A 21838-nucleotide genomic window follows, 5' to 3' on the forward strand; every position below is an offset into this window, starting at 1 on the left:
CTGACGTCTGCACAGCGAACGACAGTAGATCGCCGATGCGGTCGCGCAGATCGAACGGGGATGACGCGATGACCGACCAACGCACCACGGTGGATGTCCTCTCGTTGGAGGATTTCCACGACACACTCACCGCCCGGCTGGCCGAGGCCGAGTTCGTGCTGCGCCAGCTCGACAACGAGCTGGCGTGCCGGCCACCGCAGCTGGGCGAGTTCGCCGACGCGAACGCCGGCGCCAAGCGGTACAACGAGTTGCTGCAGGAGCACCGTTCCCGGGCGCTGAGCCTGCGGGCGGCGATCGTGGCCGCCAAGGAGGCGACCACCACGATCATCGCGAACTACAGCACCACGGAGGCGCGCAACCGCGCCAACGCCGAGGCCATCGGCTCGGCCCTCACCGGTGTCTACACGGCCCTGGAGGGCGAGTAATGGCTGACGAGTTCTACGCCAAGTACGAGGGCGTGAGCCACGAGAAGTTGTACAACGACCTCAAGGCCGGCGACCCGGGCCAGATCGACGGCCTGGCCGCCAAGTGGTCGGCGATGACGAGCACACTGGCCGACCTGGCCCGGGCCCTCGACACCGATCTGGGCAAGCTCTCCGGGTCGTGGGACAGCACCGGTGGCGCCGAGTTCAAGCAGCGGCTGTCGCTGGTGTCCGGGCACGCCCAGACGCTGAGCGAGGAGTACCAGCGGTTCGGCACCGGGCTCACCGAGCAGGCCGCCGTGCTGCGCTCGGCACAGGCCAAGGCCGAGGACCCGGCGGAGACCGACGACAACGACAAGGCGATCTCCGGGGCGTTCAAGGGCGGCCTGGTCGGTGGCGCGCCCGGCGCGCTGATCGGCAGCATCTACGGTCGTCAGCAGGACAAGGCCGAGCAGGACAAGGCGCACAACCGCATGATCGAGCTGGTCGCGGGCCTGGCGGCGTCCTACCAGACGGCCGAGGGCTCGACGTGGGCGCCGCCGCTGAAGCCGGTCGACCCGGGCCTGCCGCGCAGCATCAACGACGACGGCTACAAGGCGACGTCGGTCGGCACGTCCGCCGCGGTCAGCAGCGCCGGGTCCACCGGGCTCGGCGGGCTGAAGTCCGAGCGCACCATCGCCACGCCGACGCACGCCTCGACCGGGCCGGACATCGGCACCGGTGGCGGCGGTGACCACGCGACGACCTCACCCACCCTGGGTGTCGGCGACGAGCCGCCCGGCACCGGCCTGGCCGGCGCCGGTGGTGGCGGCGGCACGACCGGTCCGGGCACCAGCCCGGGTCTGATCACGGCCGGCGGTGGCTCCTCGCTGACCGGTGGCAGCGGCAACGGCTGGCTCGCGGCCGGTGGCGGGCTCGCGCTCGCCGCCGGTCTGGTCGGTGGCGCCGCGCTGCTCACCAACGGCTCCTCGGGCGCCGGTGTGCAGGGCGCCAACCCGCCCGGCGGCCGGTCGATGTCGGCCGGTGGCAGTGGCGGCGGGCGTGGCGGCGAGACTGCTCGCGCGTCGTCGTCCGGCGGTCACGGCGCCGGCAACGGGCCCGGTGCCGGTCGCGGGACGGCCGGTGACCTGGGTGTCCGGGACGGCTTGCACGGCAAGGGCGGCCAGGCCGCGGGCAACGCCGCCGGGCGTGGCGCGGGCCGGGGCGACGAGGACGAGGCCGACGAGCGCACCACCTGGCTGACCGAGGACGAGATGGTGTGGGGTGGCAGCAACGCCGCTCCCCCGGTTCTGGGCGGCTGACCAGGCTGTTCGTACGGTAAAAGGCTCGTCCGCATCTGCTGCGGGCGAGCCTTTTCCGGTCAGAGCGACAGCAGCTCGGACACCTGCGGCGAGTAGGTGTCGTAGAGGACCAGGGCGGCCGCACCGATCACGGCGGCACCCGGGCCGAGCGGCGACAGTTCCACCTTCACCGTACGAATACGACGGGCCAGCGTGCGGGTCGCCAGCGCCCGTTCCGCCGCGCTCCGGAACCGGTCCTCGATGTGCCGCAGGCCGTGCCCGCCGAGCACGAACAGGTCCACGTCGACCACGTTAGCGACGTTGACCACCGCGGTGGCCAGCCGCTCGGCGGCCGCCTCGATGATCTCCACGGCCAGTGGCTCGCCGTCGGCCGCGGCCAGGCGCAGCGCGTCGTAGTCCACCGAGGCCGGGTCGTCCTCGAACAGCTTCGCGAGCCGGGATTTCCGGCCGGCCCCCGCGGCCAGCCGGCGCCGGGTCTCGCCGACCAGGGCGGCCGGGCTGATCAGGCTCTCCAGGCAGCCCCGGTTGCCGCAGTAGCAGGGCGGACCGACCTCCTGCACCGAGGTGTGCCCGAACTCGGCGGCGTTCATCGATCCACCGCGGTAGATCTGGTGGCTGAGGATGAGGCCGCCACCGATGCCGGCGCCGAAGAAGAAGTACGCGAAGTTGCCCACCCCGCGCCCGGCGCCCGCCCAGCGTTCGCCGATCGCCGCCGCGGTCGCGTCGTTGTCCAGGGTGACCGGCATGCCGGTCGCCTCGACCAGCATCTTCTTCAGCGGCACCCGGCCCCAGGTGGGCAGCAGCGGGGGCACCACCAGGATGCCCAGGGACTGGTCGATCGGTCCCGGGGTGGCCAGGCCCAGGCCGAGCACCTGGTCGCGCCGCAGGCCGGCCGCGGCGAGCACCTCGCCGACGATCTCGGCCACCGCCTCGGTGATCCGTTCCGGGTCGGCGTCCGGCGGGGTGGGCCGCTGCATGGTGACCAGTGGCTGGCCCAGCAGGTCGACCACCACGCAGGTGATCTGGACCGGGTCGAAGTGCACACCGACCGCGAGACCGGCGGCCGCGTTGATCCGCAGCCGGGTCCGGGGTTTGCCGCCGGAGGACGACTCGGCGCCGTCCTCCCGGACTATGCCGTCACCGATGAGCCGGCGGACGATACTGGACACGGTCTGCGGGGTGAGACCGGTGAGCTGGGCGATCTCCACACGGCTTATGCCGTCGGCGTGCTGGATCTGGTCGAGTACGACCGCTTGGTTGTACTGACCGACCTTTGGAAGATTCGTCCCTGTTCGTCGCACGCGCGAGCCTCCATCGAGCTGTTACCAACATGATGCCGCCTCGCGTTGACTTAGTAAAACAATTGGATTTACAGTCCCGGCACAAGAAAGTTTCCGTCTCGAAAAGACGGGGCCAGGCTCGAGTAGAGCTACCCCGGCTGCTTCGACAGCTGCACGAGCCCAGCCGCCCCCGGGCGGATGACGGTCTTCGTCTGGCACCCCTGGAGGCGAACATGGGCGGCGCTCCGCCGTTGCTGGAGATGCGAGGCATCACCAAGGAGTTCCCCGGCGTCAAGGCGCTGTCGAACGTCAACCTGGTGGTCGGCTCCGGCGAAATCCACGCGATCTGCGGGGAGAACGGTGCTGGGAAGTCGACGCTGATGAAGGTGCTCAGCGGCGTCTACCCGTACGGCTCCTACAGCGGATCGATCCTGTACCAGGGTGCGGAGACCAAGTTCTCCGACATCCGGGCCAGCGAGAACGCCGGCATCGTGATCATTCACCAGGAGCTCGCGCTGGTGCCCGGCATGTCCATCACCGAGAACATCTTCCTCGGCAACGAGCCGCGCCGGTTCGGCCGGATCGACTGGCAGGCCGCGAACCGTCAGGCCCTCGAGCTGATGGCCCGGGTCGGGCTCAGCGAGGACCCGGACACCCTGATCAAGGACATCGGCGTCGGCAAGCAGCAGCTCGTCGAGATCGCCAAGGCGTTCGCCAAGGACGTCAAGCTCCTCATCCTGGACGAGCCGACCGCCGCGCTGAACGAGAACGACTCGCAGCACCTGCTGGACCTGCTGCGCGGGTTCCGGTCGCGCGGCATCACCTCGATCATGATCTCGCACAAGCTGAACGAGATCGAGGCGGTCGCCGACTCGATCACGATCCTGCGCGACGGCAAGTCGATCGAGACGATCGACGTCAAGGGCGAGGGCGCCGACGAGGACCGGATCGTGCGCGGCATGGTCGGCCGTGACCTCAACAGCCGGTTCCCCGACCACGAGCCGAAGATCGGCGAGGTGTTCTTCGAGGTCCGCGACTGGACGGTCCGGCACCCGATCTCCGCCGACCGGCTGGTCTGCAAGAACTCGAACTTCACCGTGCGGCGCGGCGAGATCGTCGGCTTCGCCGGTCTGATGGGCGCCGGCCGCACCGAGCTGGCGATGAGCATCTTCGGCCGGTCCTACGGCGTCTTCCTCGATGGCACGATCATCAAGGACGGCAAAGAGGTCAAGCTCAAGAACGTCTCGGACGCCATCGCGAACGGCCTGGCGTACGTCAGCGAGGACCGCAAGGCAGTCGGCCTGAACCTGCTCGACGACATCAAGACCTCGGTCGTCGCCGCCAAGCTCTCCAAGATCACCAAGCACGGTGTCCTGGACGAGGCGGCCGAGTACCAGCAGGCCGAGGAGTACCGCAAGAACCTGCGGATCAAGACCCCGACCGTAGATGAGGGGGTCACCAAGCTCTCCGGTGGCAACCAGCAGAAGGTCGTCCTGGCGAAGTGGATGTTCACCGACCCGGACCTGCTGATCCTCGACGAGCCGACCCGTGGCATCGACGTCGGCGCGAAGTACGAGATCTACGGCATCATCCAGCGGCTCGCCGACGAGGGTAAGGGCGTCATCGTCATCTCCTCCGAGCTGCCCGAGTTGATCGGGCTCTGCGACCGCATCTACACCGTGTTCGAAGGCTCGATCACCGGCGAGATCGCCCGGCGTGACGCCGCACCCGAACTCCTCATGAAGCAGATGACCTCGATGAAGAAGCTGGCCACGTCATGAGCCGATTTAAAGAATTGCAGAAGAACCTGTTCGGGGGCGGTACCTCGAACGCACGCCAGTTCGGGATGATCTTCACGCTGCTGGCGATCATCGTGTTCTTCCAGGTGAAGACGGACGGGCTGACGCTCACCTCCGGCAACCTGATCGCGCTGACCCAGCAGTACGCGTACATCTCGATCCTGTCCATCGGCATGCTGATGGTGATCGTGGCCGGCCACATCGACCTGTCGGTCGGCTCAGTCGCCGCGTTCACCGGCATCATCGTGGCCAAGGCGATCACCGAGCACGACGTGCCGTGGCCGCTGGGCATCCTGCTCGGCCTGGTCGTCGGCGCGGCAATCGGCGCGTGGCAGGGCTTCTGGGTGGCGTACGTCGGCGTACCGGCGTTCATCGTCACGCTGGCCGGCATGCTGCTGTTCCGCGGTGGTAACCAGTACATCGGCGACGCCAGCACGGTGCCGGTGCCGGAGGGCTTCCGGGAGATCGGCTCCGGCTACCTCCCGGAGTTCGGCCCGAACACCGGGTACAACAACTGGACCCTGATCCTCGGCCTGCTCGCCTGCCTCGCGGTGATCTGGCGGGAGCTGCGCGCCCGGCAGGTCCGGCAGCAGATGGTCGGCGCCGAGCCCAGCCCGCTGTGGATCGCGATCCTGCGGATGGCCCTGATGGTCGCCGTCATCGTCTTCGCGACGCTGCGCTTCGCCGGTGGCCGGGTCGGCACCAGTTTCCCCATCTCGGGCATCATTCTGGCCGTTCTGGTGATCGCGTACTCGTTCTACACGCGGAACACTTCAGGTGGCCGGCACATCTACGCGGTGGGTGGCAACTCCCGCGCCGCCGAGCTGTCCGGCGTCAAGCTCCGCCGGGTCAACTTCTACGTCATGATGAACATGTCGGTCCTGGCCGCTCTGGCCGGCATGATCTTCGTGGCCCGGTCCGCGGCCTCCGGCCCGCAGGACGGCAACGGCTGGGAACTCGACGCGATCGCCGCCGTCTTCATCGGTGGCGCGGCAGTCGCCGGTGGCCTCGGCACGATCAGCGGCGCCATCGTCGGTGGTCTGGTCATGGCAGTGCTGAACAACGGCCTGCAGCTGATCGGCACCGGCTCCGACAAGGTCCAGATCATCAAGGGTCTGTTCCTGCTCGGCGCGGTCGCCCTGGACGTCTACAACAAGAAGCAGGGCAAGTTCTCGATCGTCGGTGCGTTGACGAAACCGTTCCGCCGCGACGAGCCGGCCACCCCGGCCGCGGCGCCGGTCGTCGAGCACGTCGCCGACGACAAGACCCCCGCTTCCAACTGACTTCTCTCACTCCCAGATTAAAGAAACAGAAGGGTCTACCGCACCATGAGCAAATTCTTCACCCGGAGCCTGGCCGTCAGCACGGCCGCTCTGCTCGCCCTCGGTCTCGCCGCCTGTGGTGGTAGCGACCGTGACGGCGACACCGGCACCGACACCGGTACCGCCGCCAAGGGCTTCGCCAAGGACGCCCTGATCGGCGTGGCGCTGCCGTCGAAGACCTCGGAGAACTGGGTCCTCGCGGGTGACCTGTTCACCAACGGCCTCAAGACCGCCGGCTTCCAGTCCGACGTGCAGTACGCCGGTGCGTCGACGACCGTCGCCGACCAGCAGGCGCAGATCACCGCCATGGTGACCAAGGGTGCCAAGGTCATCATCATCGGCGCGACCGACGCCGCGCAGCTGTCGACCCAGGTCACCGCGGCCAAGGCCGCCGGCGCGACCGTGATCGCCTACGACCGGCTGATCACGAACACCAAGGACGTCGACTACTACATCGCGTTCGACAACTTCAAGGTCGGCCAGCTCCAGGGCCAGGCCCTGCTGGACGGCATGAAGGCCAAGAAGCCGACCGGCCCGTGGACCGTCGAGCTGTTCTCCGGCTCGCCGGACGACAACAACGCCGGTGTCTTCTTCAACGGTGCGATGGACGTCCTCAAGCCGCTGATCGACAAGGGTGACGTCGTCGTCGGCTCCGGCCAGAAGGACGTCAAGCAGACCGCCATCCAGGGCTGGAAGGCCGAGGGTGCGCAGTCGCGCATGGACTCGCTGCTGACCTCGACCTACAACGGTGCCAAGACCCTCGACGGCGTCCTCTCGCCGAACGACACCCTGGCCCGCGCCATCATCACCTCGGTCAAGGCCGCCGGCAAGCCGATCCCGGTCGTCACCGGTCAGGACTCCGAGGTCGAGTCGGTCAAGTCGATCATGGCTGGCGAGCAGTACTCCACCATCAACAAGGACACCCGCACCCTGGTGGCCGAGAGCATCAAGATGGTCCAGGCCCTGCAGACCGGTGCCGAGCCGACCGTCAACGACACCAAGTCGTACGACAACGGTTCCAAGGTCGTCCCGGCCTACCTGCTCCCCCCGGTCATCGTGACCAAGGCGAACGCTGCCGAGGCCTACGCGAACGACCCGAAGCTGTCCGCGCTCACCAAGTAATTCCCGGTTAGCGACTGCGGGTGTCCCCGGCTCTGCCGGGGGCACCCGTTCGCTGTTTGCGACACCACCAGAGGGATTTGCGATACCACCAGAAGGAGACGTCGTGTCCGTCCCTCACCAGGAGGCGGTGCGCCGGCGGAACCTGGGCGCGGTGCTGCGCTACGTGCACCTGCGAGGTGCCACCTCACGCGCCGAACTGACCAGCGAACTGGGACTCAACCGCAGCACCATCGGCGCGCTCGCCGCCGAGCTGACCGCCGTCGGGCTGGTCCATGAGGGCGCGCCCCGGGCCAGCGGCCGCGCCGGGCGCCCGTCACCGGTGGTGCGCACCAACGCCGCCGGCTTCTCCGCGTACGCGCTGACCGTCGAGGCAGGCCGGCTGCGCGCCGCCCGGATCGGGCTCGGCGGCGACATCCTGGACAGCCGGACCGTCGCCCGGCCGTCCGGAAACGATCTGACCGCCACGCTCACCGGGCTGGCCCGCGAGCTGCGCCCCGCCGACGGCAGCGTCCCGCTCGGCTGTGCCGTCGCGGTGGTGGGAACGGACCGCGACCCGGCCCTGGGAGAGACCCTCGGCGAGGCCCTGGGCCTCGATCACCCGGCCCAGGTCGGCAACCTCGCCGACCTCGCGGCGCTCGCCGAACACACCCGCGGCGCGGCGGTCGGCGTCGACGACGTCATCCACCTGCACGGCGACGACGGCATCAGCGCCGGACTGATCATCGGTGGCCGCGGGTTCACCGGCCACAACGGCATCGGCGCCCAGGCCGGCCACATGGTGGTCAACCCGGACGGCCACCCGTGCCGCTGCGGGCACCGGGGCTGCTGGGAGGCCGAGATCAGCGCCGCGGCCGGCGATCGGGCCCGCGCGGCACTCTGGCTGGGTCACGGCCTCGCCAACCTGGTCAACATCCTCAACCCGGGCGCCGTCGTCTTCGGCGGCACGCTGGCCGGCCTCTACCGCGACGGCCACGACCAGGTCCGCGGCCGCCTGCACGCGTCCGCCCTGCCGGCCTGCCGCGCCGGCCTGCGGCTGAGCGTCGCCCTGCTCGGCGACGACGCCCCGCTGATCGGCGCCGCCGAGCTGGCCTTCGAACGCCTCCTCAGCGATCCGCTGAACACCGCCGCCGCCTGACGACCCGGCCTCCGGTCGCGGTGATCCGCCGACCATAAAGACCCATTGTGTACGGTGTGGAGCCGCCGTCCCGGCCCTATCCGGGGCGTCGGCCCGCCGGTTCCGGGCCGGGCACCGTGGAGTCGCGGACCACCAGGCGGCACGGTTCGCGCAGCACGCCGCGGGACGGGTGGCCCTCGATCGCCGCGAACAGGTGCCGGACCGCCGTCGCGCCCAGCTCCTCGAGGTTGAGGTCGACGGTGGTCAGCGGCGGGCGGCAGTCCGCGGCGAACTCGGTCCAGTTGTCGTAGCCGACCAGGGCCACGTCGTCCGGGATCCGGCGGCCGCGTTCGCGCAGGGTCTGTGCCACCCCGGCGGCGATCTGGTCGTTGCCGCAGAAGATCGCGTCGAGGCCGGGATGCGCGGCGAGCAGCCGGTGCGCGGCGAGCCGGCCCCAGCGCTGGGACCACTCGCCGTACCCGGGTTCGCCGCCGGCCAGCGGCAGGTCGTGCTCGGCCAGCACCGCGCGCAGCCCGGCCGCCCGGTCGCGGGCCGCCCGGTAGCCGCGCGGGCCGGTGATGTGCGCGATGCGGCGGCGACCGAGACTGATCAGATGGTCGGCGGCCAGCCGCGCACCGCCCTCGTCGTCGGCGATCACCGAGACGTCGTCGGGATGCCCGGACTCGCCGTACGCGTAGACGACCGGGACCGGGAGGTTCCGCGGCAGCGCGGGCCGCAGGTCGTTGTTGTCGCCGACCACGATGAAGCCGTCCACCTGCCGGGCCAGCAGCGTGGTGACGTAGTGCCGGCGCCGGGCGTCGTCGCCGCGGGCGTCGCAGAGCAGCACCGACATCCGCTCGTTGCCGAGGGCGTTCTCCGCGCCGAGCAGGATCGGGATCGAGAACCGGCCGCCGAGCTCGTCGGTGAGCAGGCCGATGGCCCGGGTACGGCCGGAGATCAGGCCGCGGGCGAGCGCGTTGGGGTGGAACGACAACTCGGCGGCGGCGTCCAGCACCCGCTGCCGGGTGGCCTCGGCGACCTGATCGCGGGCATTGAGCGCCTTCGACGCGGTGGCCACCGAACAGCCGGCCCGGCGGGCCACGTCGGCCAGGGTGATCGCCTCGGATCTTCGCCGTCCCATCAACTGCCTTTCGGTGCCGGTCCTCTGTGGTTGCGGGGACGCTACCAGCACTATCGCCCGTTACGGAGGACCCATTCGTAACACGGTGCACATCTTGCCGAAAACCTTTTCGTAAGGAAGTCTCACCTACGGGCGGCCCGGATCAAGAGTGCCGCTCATCCACCAGCACCGATCGTCGTGGGGGTGAAGTGCCGGGACATAGATAGATCAACATCGATTAAAGGAGGCCTCGTGAAAGCAAAGTGGATCGCCCTGCTGCTGGCGGTCGTCATGGTGCCGGCCCCGGCCTGGGCCGCTCCCCCGACCTGGAGCCCGCCGGCGAACCTGGTCACCCCGCTGGCCCAGGTCTGGCAGCACCAGGAACAGACCTACGGCGACCTGTACGGGTTCCGCAACTACGGCTGGGACCAGGTGATGGCCAACCGCGGGTACATCAACTACTGCGTCCGCTGGGACTCCACGGCCTCGGTGACCGCGGCCCAGCGCGACCAGATCCAGGCCACCCTGGCCCGGCAGCACAAGAAGTGGATGGACGAGCTGGTCGGGCACAACGCCTGGCCGTACGCCGACGTGCCGGTCAAGGTGGTCGGCTGGGCCGTGCGCAACCGGTCCCAGCTGCAGTGGACCGACTCCTCGGTGGACATCTACGTCAACGACATCCGGGAGAACGCGCCGCAGTGCTCCGAGCCGTGCGGGCGGTTCTTCCACCAGAACGCGCAGTACCCCAGCTGCCCGGGCGGCTACGCCCACCACTACGACCAGTCGCTGTGGCTCACCGACGGCTTCGGCGGAGGCGCCGGCGGCGACTGGGGCCAGCGGATCGGCCGCGAGTACTTCATGGGCAACCTGACCGCCACGAACATCCACATCCTGCTGCACGAGATGGGCCACACCTGGGGCCTGGACGACTTCTACGACTGGACCCCGACCGGCGTAGGCGGCTTCCTCATGCAGGCCGGCACCGCCACCCAGATCACCGAGTTCGACGCCTGGATGTTCCGCGACTGGTGGCGGCACCTCAAGAACCGCTACGGCTACTGATCGCGCCGTCCCCCTGCAGATCCCGTCCCGGCCGGGCCCCCGGCCGGGACTCCGGCGAAAGGTGCCGTCCCATGCCGTCCCGTCGCACCCTCCTCAAGGCCGCCGCCCTGCTGCCGGCCGGCCCGGCCCTCGCGCTCCGCCCGGACGCCGGCGTCACCGCGTACGCGTTCCCGCTCACCGCCGTCCGGCTGGGCGCCGGTCGGTTCGCCGAGAACACCGCGCGCACCCATGCCTACCTGCGCTTCCTGGACGCCGACCGGCTGCTGCACATGTTCCGGGTGACCGCCGGGCGGCCGTCGTCGGCGACACCCTGCGGCGGCTGGGAGTCGCCGTCCACCGAGCTGCGCGGGCACTCGATCGGGCACGTGCTGACCGCTCTCGCCCAGGCGTACGCGAGCACCGGCGAGGCCGCGTTCAAGACCAAGGGCGACTACCTGGTCGCCGAGCTGGCGCTCTGCCAGCGCCCGAACGGGTTCCTGTCCGCATACCCGGAGAGCTTCATCGACCGGCTCGAGGCCGGCCAGCAGGTGTGGGCGCCGTACTACACGCTGCACAAGATCGTTGCGGGTCTGCTGGACATGCACCAGCTGACCGGGTCCGCGCTGGCCCGGACCGTGCTCGAGCGCAAGGCCGCGTGGGTCCAGGCCCGCAACAGCCTGCTTTCGTACGCGCAGCGGCAGCAGATGCTGCGCGTCGAGTTCGGCGGGATCGGCGAGACCCTGTTCAACCTGTACCAGCTCAGCGAGAACCCGGCGCACCTGACCACCGCGCAGTACTTCGACCACGCGCAGGTGCTCGACCCGCTCGCCGCCGGCGTGGACGCGCTGGCCGGGTTCCACGCGAACACCCAGATCCCGAAGGCGCTCGCCGCGATCCGCGGGTACCACGCCACCGGCGACACCCGGTACCGCGACATCGCGGTCACCTTCTGGAACCTCGTGGTGAAGCAGCACTCGTACGCGATCGGCGGCAACTCCAACGGCGAGTACTTCCAGGCGCCGAACCGGATCGCGAGCGAGCTGTCCGACACCACCTGCGAGTGCTGCAACAGCTACAACATGCTCAAGCTGACCCGCCAGCTGTTCCTCACCGACCCGGCCCGCGGCGCCGAGTTCATGGACTTCTACGAGAAGGCGCTGGTCAACCACCTGCTCGGCGCGCAGAACCCGGCGTCGGCGCACGGTTTCCACTGCTACTACGTGCCGCTGCGGGCCGGCGGGCTCAAGACGTACAGCAACGACTACGACAACTTCACCTGCTGCCACGGCACCGGGATGGAGACCAACACCAAGTTCACCGACAGCATCTGGTTCACCAGCGGCAACACGCTGTATCTGAACCTGTTCATCCCCGCGACGCTCACCTGGCCCGGCCGCGGGATCACGGTCACCCAGGCGACCGGCTTCCCGGAGACCGCCACGTCCCGGCTGACCATCACCGGGACCGGGCAGATCGACCTGCGCGTACGCATCCCGTCCTGGACCACCGGCGCCCAGGTCCGGGTCAACGGCGTCCTCACCGGCTCCCCCGTCCCCGGGTCCTACCTGGCGATCAACCGGACCTGGGCCGGCGGCGACACCGTCGACATCAGCCTGCCGATGGCGCTGAGCCTGGAACCCGCACCGGACAACCCGGCGGTCCGCGCGGTCCGGCACGGCCCGGTGGTGCTGGCCGGGCAGTTCGGCACCACCAACCTGAGCGCGCTGCCCAACCTGGACCCGGCCGCCCTGCAACCGACCGGGGTGCCGCTGGAGTACACCGCCGGTTCGGTGCTGCTGCGGCCGTTCTACCAGACCCACGGCCAGCGGTACTCGGTGTACTGGAACGTGGCCGGGACGTTCGCCGCGCACTACCCGTTCGACGAGGCGTCCGGGAGCACCGCGCTCGACGCCACCGGCAACGGCCGCGACGCCGCGCTGGCCGGCGGCGCCACCCGCACCACCGGGCGCAGCGGCGGCGCGGTGCAGCTCACCGGCTCCGGCGCGTACGTGAACCTGCCGGCCGGGCTGCTCGCCGGCGCCACCTCGTTCACCATCGCCGCCTGGGTCCGGCTGGACACCGCGGCCACCTGGCCCCGGCTGTTCGACCTCGGCGCGGGCACCGGCACCTACCTGTTCCTCACCCCGCGCAGCAGCGCCGGCACCCCGCGGTACGCCATCACCACCGGCGGCGCGGGCGCCGAGCAGCGCATCGACGGCCCGGCCGCCCTGCCCACCGGCGCCTGGACGCACGTGGCCGTCACCCACACCGGCAACCTCGGCGTGCTCTACGTCAACGGCGCCGAGGCGGCCCGCAACAGCGCGCTGACCATCCGGCCCAGCGTGCTCGGCGCCACCACCCAGAACTGGATCGGCCGCTCCCAGTACGCCGGCGATCCCTATCTCGCCGCGGCCGTCGACGGGTTCCGGATCTACAGCCGGGCCCTGTCCGCGGCCGAGGTGTCCCAACTGAACGCCACCGGTCAGTGAAGGAGTCCCCTATGTCCGCCAGGAGATGGGTTGCCGCCGTGTGCGGGGTGGTCACCGCGGTCGCCGCGGTGGCCCTGCCCGCGCAGGCCGCCAACCCGATCATCACCAGCATCTACACCGCCGATCCCGCGCCCCTGGTGGTCGGCAACACCATGTACATCTACGCCGGGCGCGACGAGGCGCCCGCCGGGACCAGCAACTTCGTGATGCGCGAGTGGCACGTGCTGTCCTCCACCGACGCGCAGACCTGGACCGACAACGGCGCCAAGGCCAGCATCGGCACCTTCGGCTGGGCCGGTGCCGACGCCTGGGCCGGTGAGGTGGAGCCGCGCAACGGCAAGTACTACTGGTACACCTCGATCAACGGCAACGGCGCGGGCTGGATGAACATCGGCGTCGCGGTCGGCGACACCCCGCTGGGTCCGTTCACCGACGCCAAGGGCGGGCCGCTGATCAGCGACAGCACGGCGAACTCGTCCGGGCTGAACATCGACCCGACGGTCTTCGTCGACGACGACGGCCAGGCGTACATGTACTGGGGCGGGTACTGGTCGCCGCGGGCGGTGAAGCTCGCCGCCAACATGATCGACACGGTCGGCGCGGTGGTCACGCCGACCGGGCTCACCAACTACTGGGAGGCCCCGTGGATGTTCAAGCGCAACGGCCTCTACTACCTGATGTACGCCGCGAACGACACCAACGGCTGCGTCACCAACTCCAGCTACGCCTGCCAGCGGTACGCGACCGCGAGCAGCCCGCTCGGGCCGTGGACCGAGCGCGGCATCGTCCTGGGCCAGGTCTCGTCGACCACCAACCACGCCGGGATCGCCGAGCTGAACGGCCAGTCGTACCTGGTCTACCACACCGCTGACGCGCCGGGCGGCGGCAACTTCCGCCGGTCGGTGGCGGTGGACAAGCTGACCTTCAACGCCGACGGCACGATCCAGAAGGTCATCCCGACCGTCGGCGGCGGCACCGGCAGCGGCACCAACCTGGGGCCGTCGGCGACCGCGTCGACGTCCTACGTGTCCTCGTGGGAGAGCCTGGCCGCGATCAACAACGGCGGCACCCCGGCCAGCTCCGCGGACCGCGCCAACCTGGCCTACGGCAACTGGCCGCAGCAGGGCACCCAGTGGGTCGAGTACACCTGGCCCGCCGCCAAGTCGATCAACAAGAGCTCGGTCTACTGGTTCGACGACGACCAGGGCATCGACCTGCCCGCGTCCTGCCAGCTGCAGTACTGGACCGGCAGCGCGTACGCGGCGGTGCCCGGGCAGTCGGCGTGCGGGGTGGCCGGCAACACCGAGAACGTGAGCACGTTCCCGGCGATCAGCACGACGCGATTGCGATTGTCCATCACGTCCCGGACCGGCTACTCCACGGGCGTGCTCGAGTGGAAGGCGTTCCAGCCGTGATCCGACGACTGTGTTCGTACGCTATGGGTCTGATTTTGATCGTGTGTTTCCTGAGCCTTCCGCAGGCGGCCATGGCCGCGCAGACCATCGGTTATCCCGCCTTCACCGGCGCCGGCTCGATCCCCGCGCCGCCGGTCGGCTACGCCACCGGCGACACCATGCGCGCCATCTACGACGCGGAGGCCGGCGGCACCGACTTCTGGATGGACCGGCTGCTGGCCCGCACCGGTAACGACCCGTCCGGCACCTGGCTGATGACCCGCGGGCGGGCCGCGTTCATGTACACGCACAATCCCGCGGTGATCGGTTTCGGCGGCAACGCCGCCTACTGGGACAACATCAGCAGTCAGAACGCCTACGCGATCACCGCGTCGCCGGGCACGTTCACCGAGCAGCCCGCCCAGCGCAAGCAGGCACCCAGCCACTGGCGCAGCGTGCACACCGGCGGCACCGTCCGGCTGGACGTCACCAAGTTCATCACCGACAACAACGTGCTGGTCACGAACGTTGCGGTGGTCAACACCGGCACCGCCTCGGCGACCCTGACACTGAACGCCACCTCGCCCTACGCGAGCACGGTCAGCGGCACCGAGCTGACCGGCACCCGGGCCGTGAAGAACAACCTGACCACGCTCTACCCGCGGTTCTCCGGTGACGGTTTCACCGCCGCGAGCAGCGGGCTGAGCCGATCAGTAACGGTCGCAGCGGGCCAGACGGTAACGGTCAAGGTTCAGCTGGGGTTCGTCACCACCGAGATACCGGAGTCACGGACCGAGTACGACGCCTACCGTGCCCGGACCGCGGCCGACGCGTTCGCCACCCACGTGCGGGCCTACAACAAGTGGTGGGCCGACAACGTGCCCTACATCGACGTGCCGGACGCGGCGATCAAGAAGAACATCTATTACCGCTGGTGGCTGATGCGGTTCAACCACCTCGACGCGGACATCCCGGGGCAGGACTTCCAGTTCCCGCAGTCGGTCGAGGGCGCGACCGGATACAACAACGCGATCGCGCTGACCCAGCCGATGCACATCGACGACCTGAAGTACCTGCGCAACGCCGAGTACTCCTACGGTCCTTACCTGGCGGTCGGGCAGTACTCGGCGAACGGCCGGTTCGTCGACAACCCGGGTGATCCGGAGAACTGGTCGAACTCCTACACCCAGTACATCGCCGAAGCGGCCTGGCGGGCCTACCAGATCCACGGCGGGCAGCCGGCCATGCTGCGCAACTTCGCCCGGTACGCCGAGGGCGACGCCAAGGGCCAGCTGGCCACCTACGACACCAACAACAACGGCGTCATCGAGTACGACTGGGGCGCGATGACCGGAAATGACGCCGACGCGGTGTCGTTCCACTGGCGCACCGGCAACCTGGACCGCGCCGAGACCGCCTACGTGTGGACCGCCGCGAACGCCGCCAAGCAGGCCTATGCGCTGCTCGGTGACACCGCGAAGAGCACCGAGATGCAGACGCTCGCCGACCGGATCAAAAACGGCGTGATCACCACGCTGTGGAACCCGGCCGACCAGCTGCTCGAGCACAAGCACGTGGCGACGAACGCGTTCGTGCCGTGGAAGGAGATCAACAACTACTACCCGTACGCGGTCGGCCTGATGCCGAACACCGAGCAGTACAAGGCCGCCCTGCGCCTGTTCGCCGACCCCGCCGAGTACCCGATCTTCCCGTTCTACACGGCGAACCAGAAGGACAAGGCGGCGGCCGCGGCGGCCGGCAACCCGGGCAGCAACAACTTCTCCACGATCAACTCGACGGTCCAGTTCCGGCTCTACTCGTCGGTGCTGCGCAACTACCCGAACGCGTCGATGACCAGTGAGGACTACAAGAAGCTGCTGTACTGGAACACCTGGGCCCAGTACGTCGACGGCAACACCGCCTGGCCCGACGCGAACGAGTTCTGGGCCGACTGGAACGGCAGCGCGATCACCTACCGCTCCTGGATCCACCACAACATCCTCGGCAGCAGCAACTGGACGATCATCGAGGACGTGGCCGGGCTGCGCCCGCGCAACGACGCGCAGATCGAGCTGTCCCCGATCACCATCGGCTGGCCGAACTTCGCGGTGAACAACCTGCGCTACCGCAACGCCGACCTGTCGGTGGTCTGGGACGACCCGGCCGACGGCGTGGTCAAGTACGCCGGTGTCCCGCAGGGCTACTCGATCTACCTGAACGGCACCCGGGTGGCCACCGTCGACCGGCTCACCCCGTTCGTCTACAACCCGGCCACCGGCGCGGTCACCATTCCGTCCGGGGTCGGCACGGTCACCTACAGCGCCGCGTTCCCGTCGCTGCAGGCGCCGCAGAACGTGGTGCAGAACAGCGCGCGGATGGTCGACGTCTTCGCCAAGGCCGGCGTGGACCTGACCTCCAGCACCACCAACCTGGCGGCCGGCGCCACCGCGACGGCGTCGTACACCGCCTCCGGCACCACGACCGCGGCCGCGATCGACGACCTGCCGACCAACGCGCCGCTCTGGGGCAGCTACGGCAGCACCAACGCCACCGACTGGTACGAGCTGAACTTCGGCGCGAACCGGACGGTCGACGAGGCCCGGCTGTACTTCCGCAACGACCGGGCCACCAACCGGTACCGGCCGCCGGCCGCGTACACGGTGCAGTACTGGAACGGCACCGCCTGGGTCGCCGCGGCCTCCCAGGTCAAGTCGCCCGGCACGCCACAGTCCAACTACAACAAGGTCAACTTCACGCCGGTCACCACGTCGCGGCTGCGGATCCAGTTCACCCAGCCGACCGGCACCACGAAGACCGGGCTCACCGAGCTCAAGCTCTACCAGCGCGGCGTGGTCGTACCCCCGGTGTCGGCGAACCTCGCGCTGACCGCCACGCCGAGCGCGTCGTTCACCTCGTCCTGGGAGAGCGTCGCGGCACTCAACGACGGCATCGACCCGCCGTCGTCGAACGACACGGTGAACCCGCGCTGGGGCACCTGGCCCAACACCGGCCAGCAGTGGGCCGAGCTGACCTGGCCGTCCGCGCAGTCGCTGACGTCCGCCCAGGTGTACTTCTTCGACGACGGCCAGGGCATCGACCTGCCGGCGTCCTGGAAACTGCAGTACTGGACCGGCAGCGCGTACGCCGACGTGCCGTCACCCAGCGCGTACCCGGTGGCGGCGGACCAGTACAACGCGGTCACCTTCGGACAGATCAGTACCACGCGGTTGCGGGTCGCGTTGACCAGCGGTGCAGCTTCGGTAGGACTGCTGGAGGTGAAGGCCTTCAACTGATCATTCTCGTCAGGTCCCGCCCGGGGCCGTCGATAGCAGCACGCATGACACCCAATCGGTTGTTCGTCCAGAGCCTCGGTGGCGCGATCGTCACCTCCGCGGTCGCGGCCGCCTGGCTCGCGCCGGGTACCGCGTTCGCGGCCACCGCCACCGAGACCCTGTCCGTCACCGGGACGGTCCAGTCAGTCGTCGTCGACCCGCTGCCGGGCACGCCGGAGGGCGCCGAGCAGGAGCAGGCCTTCGTACAGGTCGATGATCTGCTCCTGCCGGTCCCGGCCGGCGCCCTGGCCGGCGCGGACTCCGGCCAGCAGGCCACCCTGAAGCTGAAGACGCGGCCCGGCACGAGCCGGGCCGAGGCGCTCACCGACGCGGCCGGGACGACGCCGGTGGCGGCCTCGAGCACGGCCCGCGCCCTCGGGTCGAGCTCGGCGGCGGTCGTCGCGGCCCGGCTGACCGGTACGGCGGCGGCAGCGACGCAGGAGGCCGCGATCGGCTCGCACACGCTGACCGTGTTGCCGGTCTTCTGGTCGGCGAAGGACGCCGAGACGCCGAGCTCGCTCACCACCCTCGCCACCAAGGCGAAGAGCTACTGGGCCGAGCAGTCCAACGGCGGCATCGCCATCAACGTCGACGTCCGCGACTGGAAGCAGGTGTCGGCGCCGTCCGGGAGCTGCAACACCACCGCGATCTACCAGGCGGCCCTCGCCGCGAACGGGCTCACCTCACCGACCGACGCGACCCAGCACGTCGCGGTCTACTTCCCGAAGCAGTCGGGCTGCTCGTGGGCCGGGCTGGGCTCGGTGAACGGGTCGATCATCTGGATCAACGGCTACCCGTGGGAGGACGTGCTCACCCACGAGTTCGGCCACAACATCGGCCTGGGCCACGCCAACAAGGCGACCTGCTCGGGAACCGGCGGCCGGGTCACGCTGTCCACCTCGTGCACCATCGCGGAGTACAACGACGTCACCGACGTGATGGGCTACGCCATGCAGGGCTACGCCTCCGGGAACCTGAACTCGGCGTTCGGTGACTACCTGGGCCTCGCGCAGACCGTCACGGCGTCCACCTCGCAGAAGACCACCGTGGACCTGTCGGCGCTGTCGACGCACTCCGGCACGACCGGCGTGAAGCTCGCCACCTCGGCCGGCACGGTGTTCGTCGACTTCCGCCCGGCGACCGGCCGGGACACCCGCGCGCCGTACTGGGCCGGCGTCCAGGCCCACCTGCGGACCGCGACGAACCCGCCGACCACCCAGCTGCTCGACCTGCAGCCGACCAGCAGTTCGGCGTTCTCGGCGGCGAACCTGCCGCTCAACGGCGTGTGGGCGGTGCCCGGCACCAACCAGACGGTGAAGGTGACCTCGGTCGGCGCGACCACCGCCACGATCGAGGTCGCGGCGGCCGCGGACACCACCGTCCCGAACACCGCACCGGTTATCACCACGACCGCGACCATGACGAACACCGCCACCCAGACGATCACCTGGAGCGCGGCCGCGGACAAGGAGTCCGGGATCTCCGCGTACCGGGTGCTGGTCAACGGCAGCACGGCGGCCGAGACCGGCGGCGACACGCTGACCGCGGACGTCGCGCTGGCCGAGGGCACCAACACGGTCACGGTCGTCGGGGTCAACGGCTCCGGTCTGATCAAGAGCAGCGCGGCGAAGTCGATCCTGCGCGACTCGGCCGCGCCGGACGCGGTCACCGCCCTCAAGGTCGCTGCCGACGGCAAGACCGTCTCCTGGACGGCTCCGGCCGACAAGGGCACCACCCGTTCGTACGCGGTGCGCGTCGACGGCACGCTCACCGCCACCGTCACCTCCCCCACCGCGAGGGTGAGCATCGCGGCCGGCCGGCGGACCGTGTCGGTCACCCCGTCGGACGCCGCCGGCAACGTCGGCACCGCCACCGAGACCACCCTGTGGATCGACCCGTCCGCACCGGTCTCGCCGGTCATCACCGCGCCGAGCGCCGACACCTGGCAGAACAGCCGGCAGGTCACGCTCGTCTGGAGCGCCGCGTCCGCGCCGGGCTCCGGGATCAGCTCCTACACCGTGACCGTGGGCGGCCGGGCGACCGTCGTCGACGGGGACACCACCTCCACCACGGTCACCCTCTCCGCCGACGGCACCTTCCCGGTGACCGTGGTCGCGAAGAACCTCGCCGGGGTGGTCTCCAAGGCGGCCACCGGCACGATCAAGGTCGACACGCTCACGCCGGACATGGCCAAGACCATCAAGCTCGCCACCGACCAGTCGAAGCTCACCTGGGTCGCGGGCTCCGCCGCCGGTTCCCCGGTGTCGTGGAAGGTGCAGGTCGACGACGGCGCGGCGGTCCTGGTCACCAAGGCCGAGGCGCCCAACACCGCCGCCGAGGGCCAGCACACCTGGACGATCACCGGCGTGGACGCGGCCGGCAACACCGGGGCGTCCGCGACGTACACGGCGTGGACCGACCGGACCGCGCCGTCCGCGCCGACCATCGTGACACCGGTCGCCGACAGCACCGCCCGGACCGCGCCGGTCACGGTCACCTGGAACGCGACGACCGATTCCGGTTCCGGCATCGCGTCGTACGTGGTGACGGTGGGCACGCAGAAGACGATCGTGCCGGGCACCACGACCAGCTACTCGTACAAGCCGTCCGAGGGGCGCCAGACGGTCAGCGTGGCCGCGGTCAACAACGCCGGGCTCAGCTCGCCGGCCGAGTCGGTCAGCTACACGTACGACCCGACCGCCCCGACCGTCCCCGCCCAGGTGAAGGTCTCCGGCGCGGACGACCGGACCGTGGTCACCTGGGCCGCCGCCACCGACCGCACCACCGGCATCGCCGAATACGTCCTCTCCCTGGACGGCACCCGGGTCACCACCGCCACGACCACCACGGCGACCGTGACCACGCCGCCCGGCAAGCACACCTGGACCGTCCAGGCGGTCGACAACGCCGGCAACACCAGCACGGCGGGCACGACCGGCCCGGTCTGGTTCGACACCACCGCACCCACCGCCGCCCAGCCGGCCACCGTGCCGGCCAGTCAGGCGACCCGCGCGGTGAAGGTCTCCTGGTCGGCGGGCAGCGACGCCGAGTCGGGCGTCAAGGGGTACACGGTCGTCGCGTCCAACGGCAGCCGGACGGTCAAGGTGGCCACCACCGCGACCACTGCCACCGTCACGGTCCCGGAGGACGGGTCCTGGCAGATCGTCGTGCAGACCACCAACCTGACCGGGCTCACCACCGAAGCGGCCGCCGGCGCCGTCCTGGTCGACTCGGCCAAGCCGGGCGCGCCGGTGATCACCAGCCCGGCCGCCAAGGGCACCACCGGAACGTCGTTCACGGTGACCTGGACGGCGCCGGCCGCCGGCCTGTCCGGCATCACCGGCTACCAGGTGCTGGTCAACGGCCGGGCCTACACCACGGTCAGCGGCAGCACCCTGCAGGCGCCGGTCACCGTGACCGTCGCGAAGGCCACGCCGACGACCGTGACGGTGACCGCGGTGGGCGGCACCGGGCTGGTCAGCCCGGCCGCGACGGTGGCGTTCACCGTCAGCCTTTAGCTCTCGCTGAAGGGCCGGACCTGCCGCTCGCGGGTCCGGCCCTTTTCGGTGGCCGCTCGCGTTTCCGGGGAACGACAAGAAGGCCGGGCCGCTCGCGCGGCCCGGCCTTTCTCACGTCGTTCGGTTACGGCGCTGAGCGCTGCCGCACCGCGGTCGGCGGGGCGAGCTGGACGGTCCACGTCCGGGCCGCGCCGACCACCGAGATGGCCCGGCAGAGCAGGTCGCACCCCACCTGCGGGGTGCCTTCCGCGAAGCCGCGGTTGATGATGTTGACGGCTCTCGCGTGGTCACCCGTGGCGAGGGCGTCGTCAAGCGCGGACGTCAGGACCGCGGCGAGGGCGGCGTGGAAGCTGTCCGCACCCTTCTCACGCAGGGTCTTGGCGGGCTCGCGCAACGTTGAGGCAGTGACCGGGGGCGGGGCTAGCACGGAAGTCGCTCTCCTGGGGTGTCGGTGTAACTCGTGGCCGGAACGCCGGCCGCCTGCGTCCTGAGCAGCGGGCGGGACGATCCGTCTGCGCGTGGTGGTCGTGACGCCTGGGGGGAGGCGTGGCACGGTAGCCATCTGGAAACCGCCATGCTTTCGC

The 21838-nt window shown here is 70.0% G+C and carries 14 protein-coding genes; 11 read left to right on the forward strand and 3 right to left on the reverse strand.

Annotated elements, in window-relative coordinates:
- The first annotated feature begins 68 nt into the window (after positions 1-68).
- The gene (locus Apa02nite_RS02310) at positions 69-425 is read left to right on the forward strand and encodes a hypothetical protein (RefSeq protein ID WP_067697742.1); all 357 of its coding nucleotides are present in this window, start codon (positions 69-71) and stop codon (positions 423-425) included.
- Positions 425-1723, forward strand: a complete 1299-nt coding sequence (locus tag Apa02nite_RS02315) for a WXG100 family type VII secretion target (RefSeq protein ID WP_203823600.1) — start codon at positions 425-427, stop codon at positions 1721-1723. The genes Apa02nite_RS02310 and Apa02nite_RS02315 overlap by 1 nt, the downstream gene beginning before the upstream one ends.
- Positions 1724-1782: 59 nt before the next feature.
- Here the strand turns inward: Apa02nite_RS02315 and Apa02nite_RS02320 are convergent, their stop codons facing one another.
- Complete coding sequence (locus tag Apa02nite_RS02320) at positions 1783-3024, reverse strand: ROK family transcriptional regulator (RefSeq protein ID WP_203823601.1); 1242 nt, start codon at positions 3022-3024, stop codon at positions 1783-1785.
- A gap of 212 nt (positions 3025-3236) precedes the next feature.
- On the opposite strand from Apa02nite_RS02320, the gene mmsA reads away from it, so the two are divergent.
- From mmsA to Apa02nite_RS02340, 4 genes are all read left to right on the forward strand, one after another.
- Complete coding sequence (gene mmsA, locus Apa02nite_RS02325; protein WP_067697732.1) at positions 3237-4784, forward strand: multiple monosaccharide ABC transporter ATP-binding protein; 1548 nt, start codon at positions 3237-3239, stop codon at positions 4782-4784.
- Positions 4781-6085, forward strand: coding sequence for a multiple monosaccharide ABC transporter permease (gene mmsB, locus Apa02nite_RS02330; protein ID WP_203823602.1), 1305 nt, complete (start codon positions 4781-4783; stop codon positions 6083-6085). The genes mmsA and mmsB overlap by 4 nt, the downstream gene beginning before the upstream one ends.
- A gap of 45 nt (positions 6086-6130) precedes the next feature.
- Positions 6131-7246 carry a substrate-binding domain-containing protein gene (locus Apa02nite_RS02335; RefSeq protein ID WP_203823603.1) on the forward strand — a complete coding sequence of 372 codons (1116 nt, stop codon included), beginning with the start codon at positions 6131-6133 and terminating at the stop codon, positions 7244-7246.
- A 103-nt stretch (positions 7247-7349) separates the two neighbouring features.
- The gene (locus Apa02nite_RS02340; RefSeq protein ID WP_239164065.1) at positions 7350-8381 is read left to right on the forward strand and encodes an ROK family protein; all 1032 of its coding nucleotides are present in this window, start codon (positions 7350-7352) and stop codon (positions 8379-8381) included.
- 76 nt (positions 8382-8457) lie between these two features.
- On the opposite strand, the gene Apa02nite_RS02345 is transcribed toward Apa02nite_RS02340, so the two are convergent.
- Positions 8458-9501, reverse strand: a complete 1044-nt coding sequence (locus Apa02nite_RS02345) for a LacI family DNA-binding transcriptional regulator (RefSeq protein ID WP_203823604.1) — start codon at positions 9499-9501, stop codon at positions 8458-8460.
- Positions 9502-9732: 231 nt separating this feature from the next.
- On the opposite strand from Apa02nite_RS02345, the gene Apa02nite_RS02350 reads away from it, so the two are divergent.
- From Apa02nite_RS02350 to Apa02nite_RS02370, 5 genes are all read left to right on the forward strand, one after another.
- Positions 9733-10542, forward strand: a complete 810-nt coding sequence (locus tag Apa02nite_RS02350; protein WP_083971866.1) for a hypothetical protein — start codon at positions 9733-9735, stop codon at positions 10540-10542.
- Between the two features lie 71 nt (positions 10543-10613).
- The gene (locus tag Apa02nite_RS02355; RefSeq protein WP_203823605.1) at positions 10614-13010 is read left to right on the forward strand and encodes a glycoside hydrolase family 127 protein; all 2397 of its coding nucleotides are present in this window, start codon (positions 10614-10616) and stop codon (positions 13008-13010) included.
- Positions 13011-13021: 11 nt separating this feature from the next.
- Positions 13022-14425 carry a family 43 glycosylhydrolase gene (locus Apa02nite_RS02360; RefSeq protein WP_203823606.1) on the forward strand — a complete coding sequence of 468 codons (1404 nt, stop codon included), beginning with the start codon at positions 13022-13024 and terminating at the stop codon, positions 14423-14425.
- A gap of 23 nt (positions 14426-14448) precedes the next feature.
- A complete protein-coding gene (locus Apa02nite_RS02365; protein WP_203823607.1) occupies positions 14449-17697 on the forward strand; it encodes a discoidin domain-containing protein in 3249 nt (1082 codons plus the stop codon).
- A gap of 44 nt (positions 17698-17741) precedes the next feature.
- Positions 17742-21254 carry a beta strand repeat-containing protein gene (locus Apa02nite_RS02370; protein WP_203823608.1) on the forward strand — a complete coding sequence of 1171 codons (3513 nt, stop codon included), beginning with the start codon at positions 17742-17744 and terminating at the stop codon, positions 21252-21254.
- A 124-nt stretch (positions 21255-21378) separates the two neighbouring features.
- On the opposite strand, the gene Apa02nite_RS02375 is transcribed toward Apa02nite_RS02370, so the two are convergent.
- Entirely contained in the window at positions 21379-21648 is a 270-nt protein-coding gene (locus tag Apa02nite_RS02375) for a hypothetical protein (protein ID WP_067697716.1), read from the reverse strand.
- Positions 21649-21838 lie beyond the last annotated feature (190 nt).

The organism is Actinoplanes palleronii (genome assembly GCF_016862315.1).
Taxonomy (GTDB): Bacteria; Actinomycetota; Actinomycetes; order Mycobacteriales; family Micromonosporaceae; genus Actinoplanes; species Actinoplanes palleronii.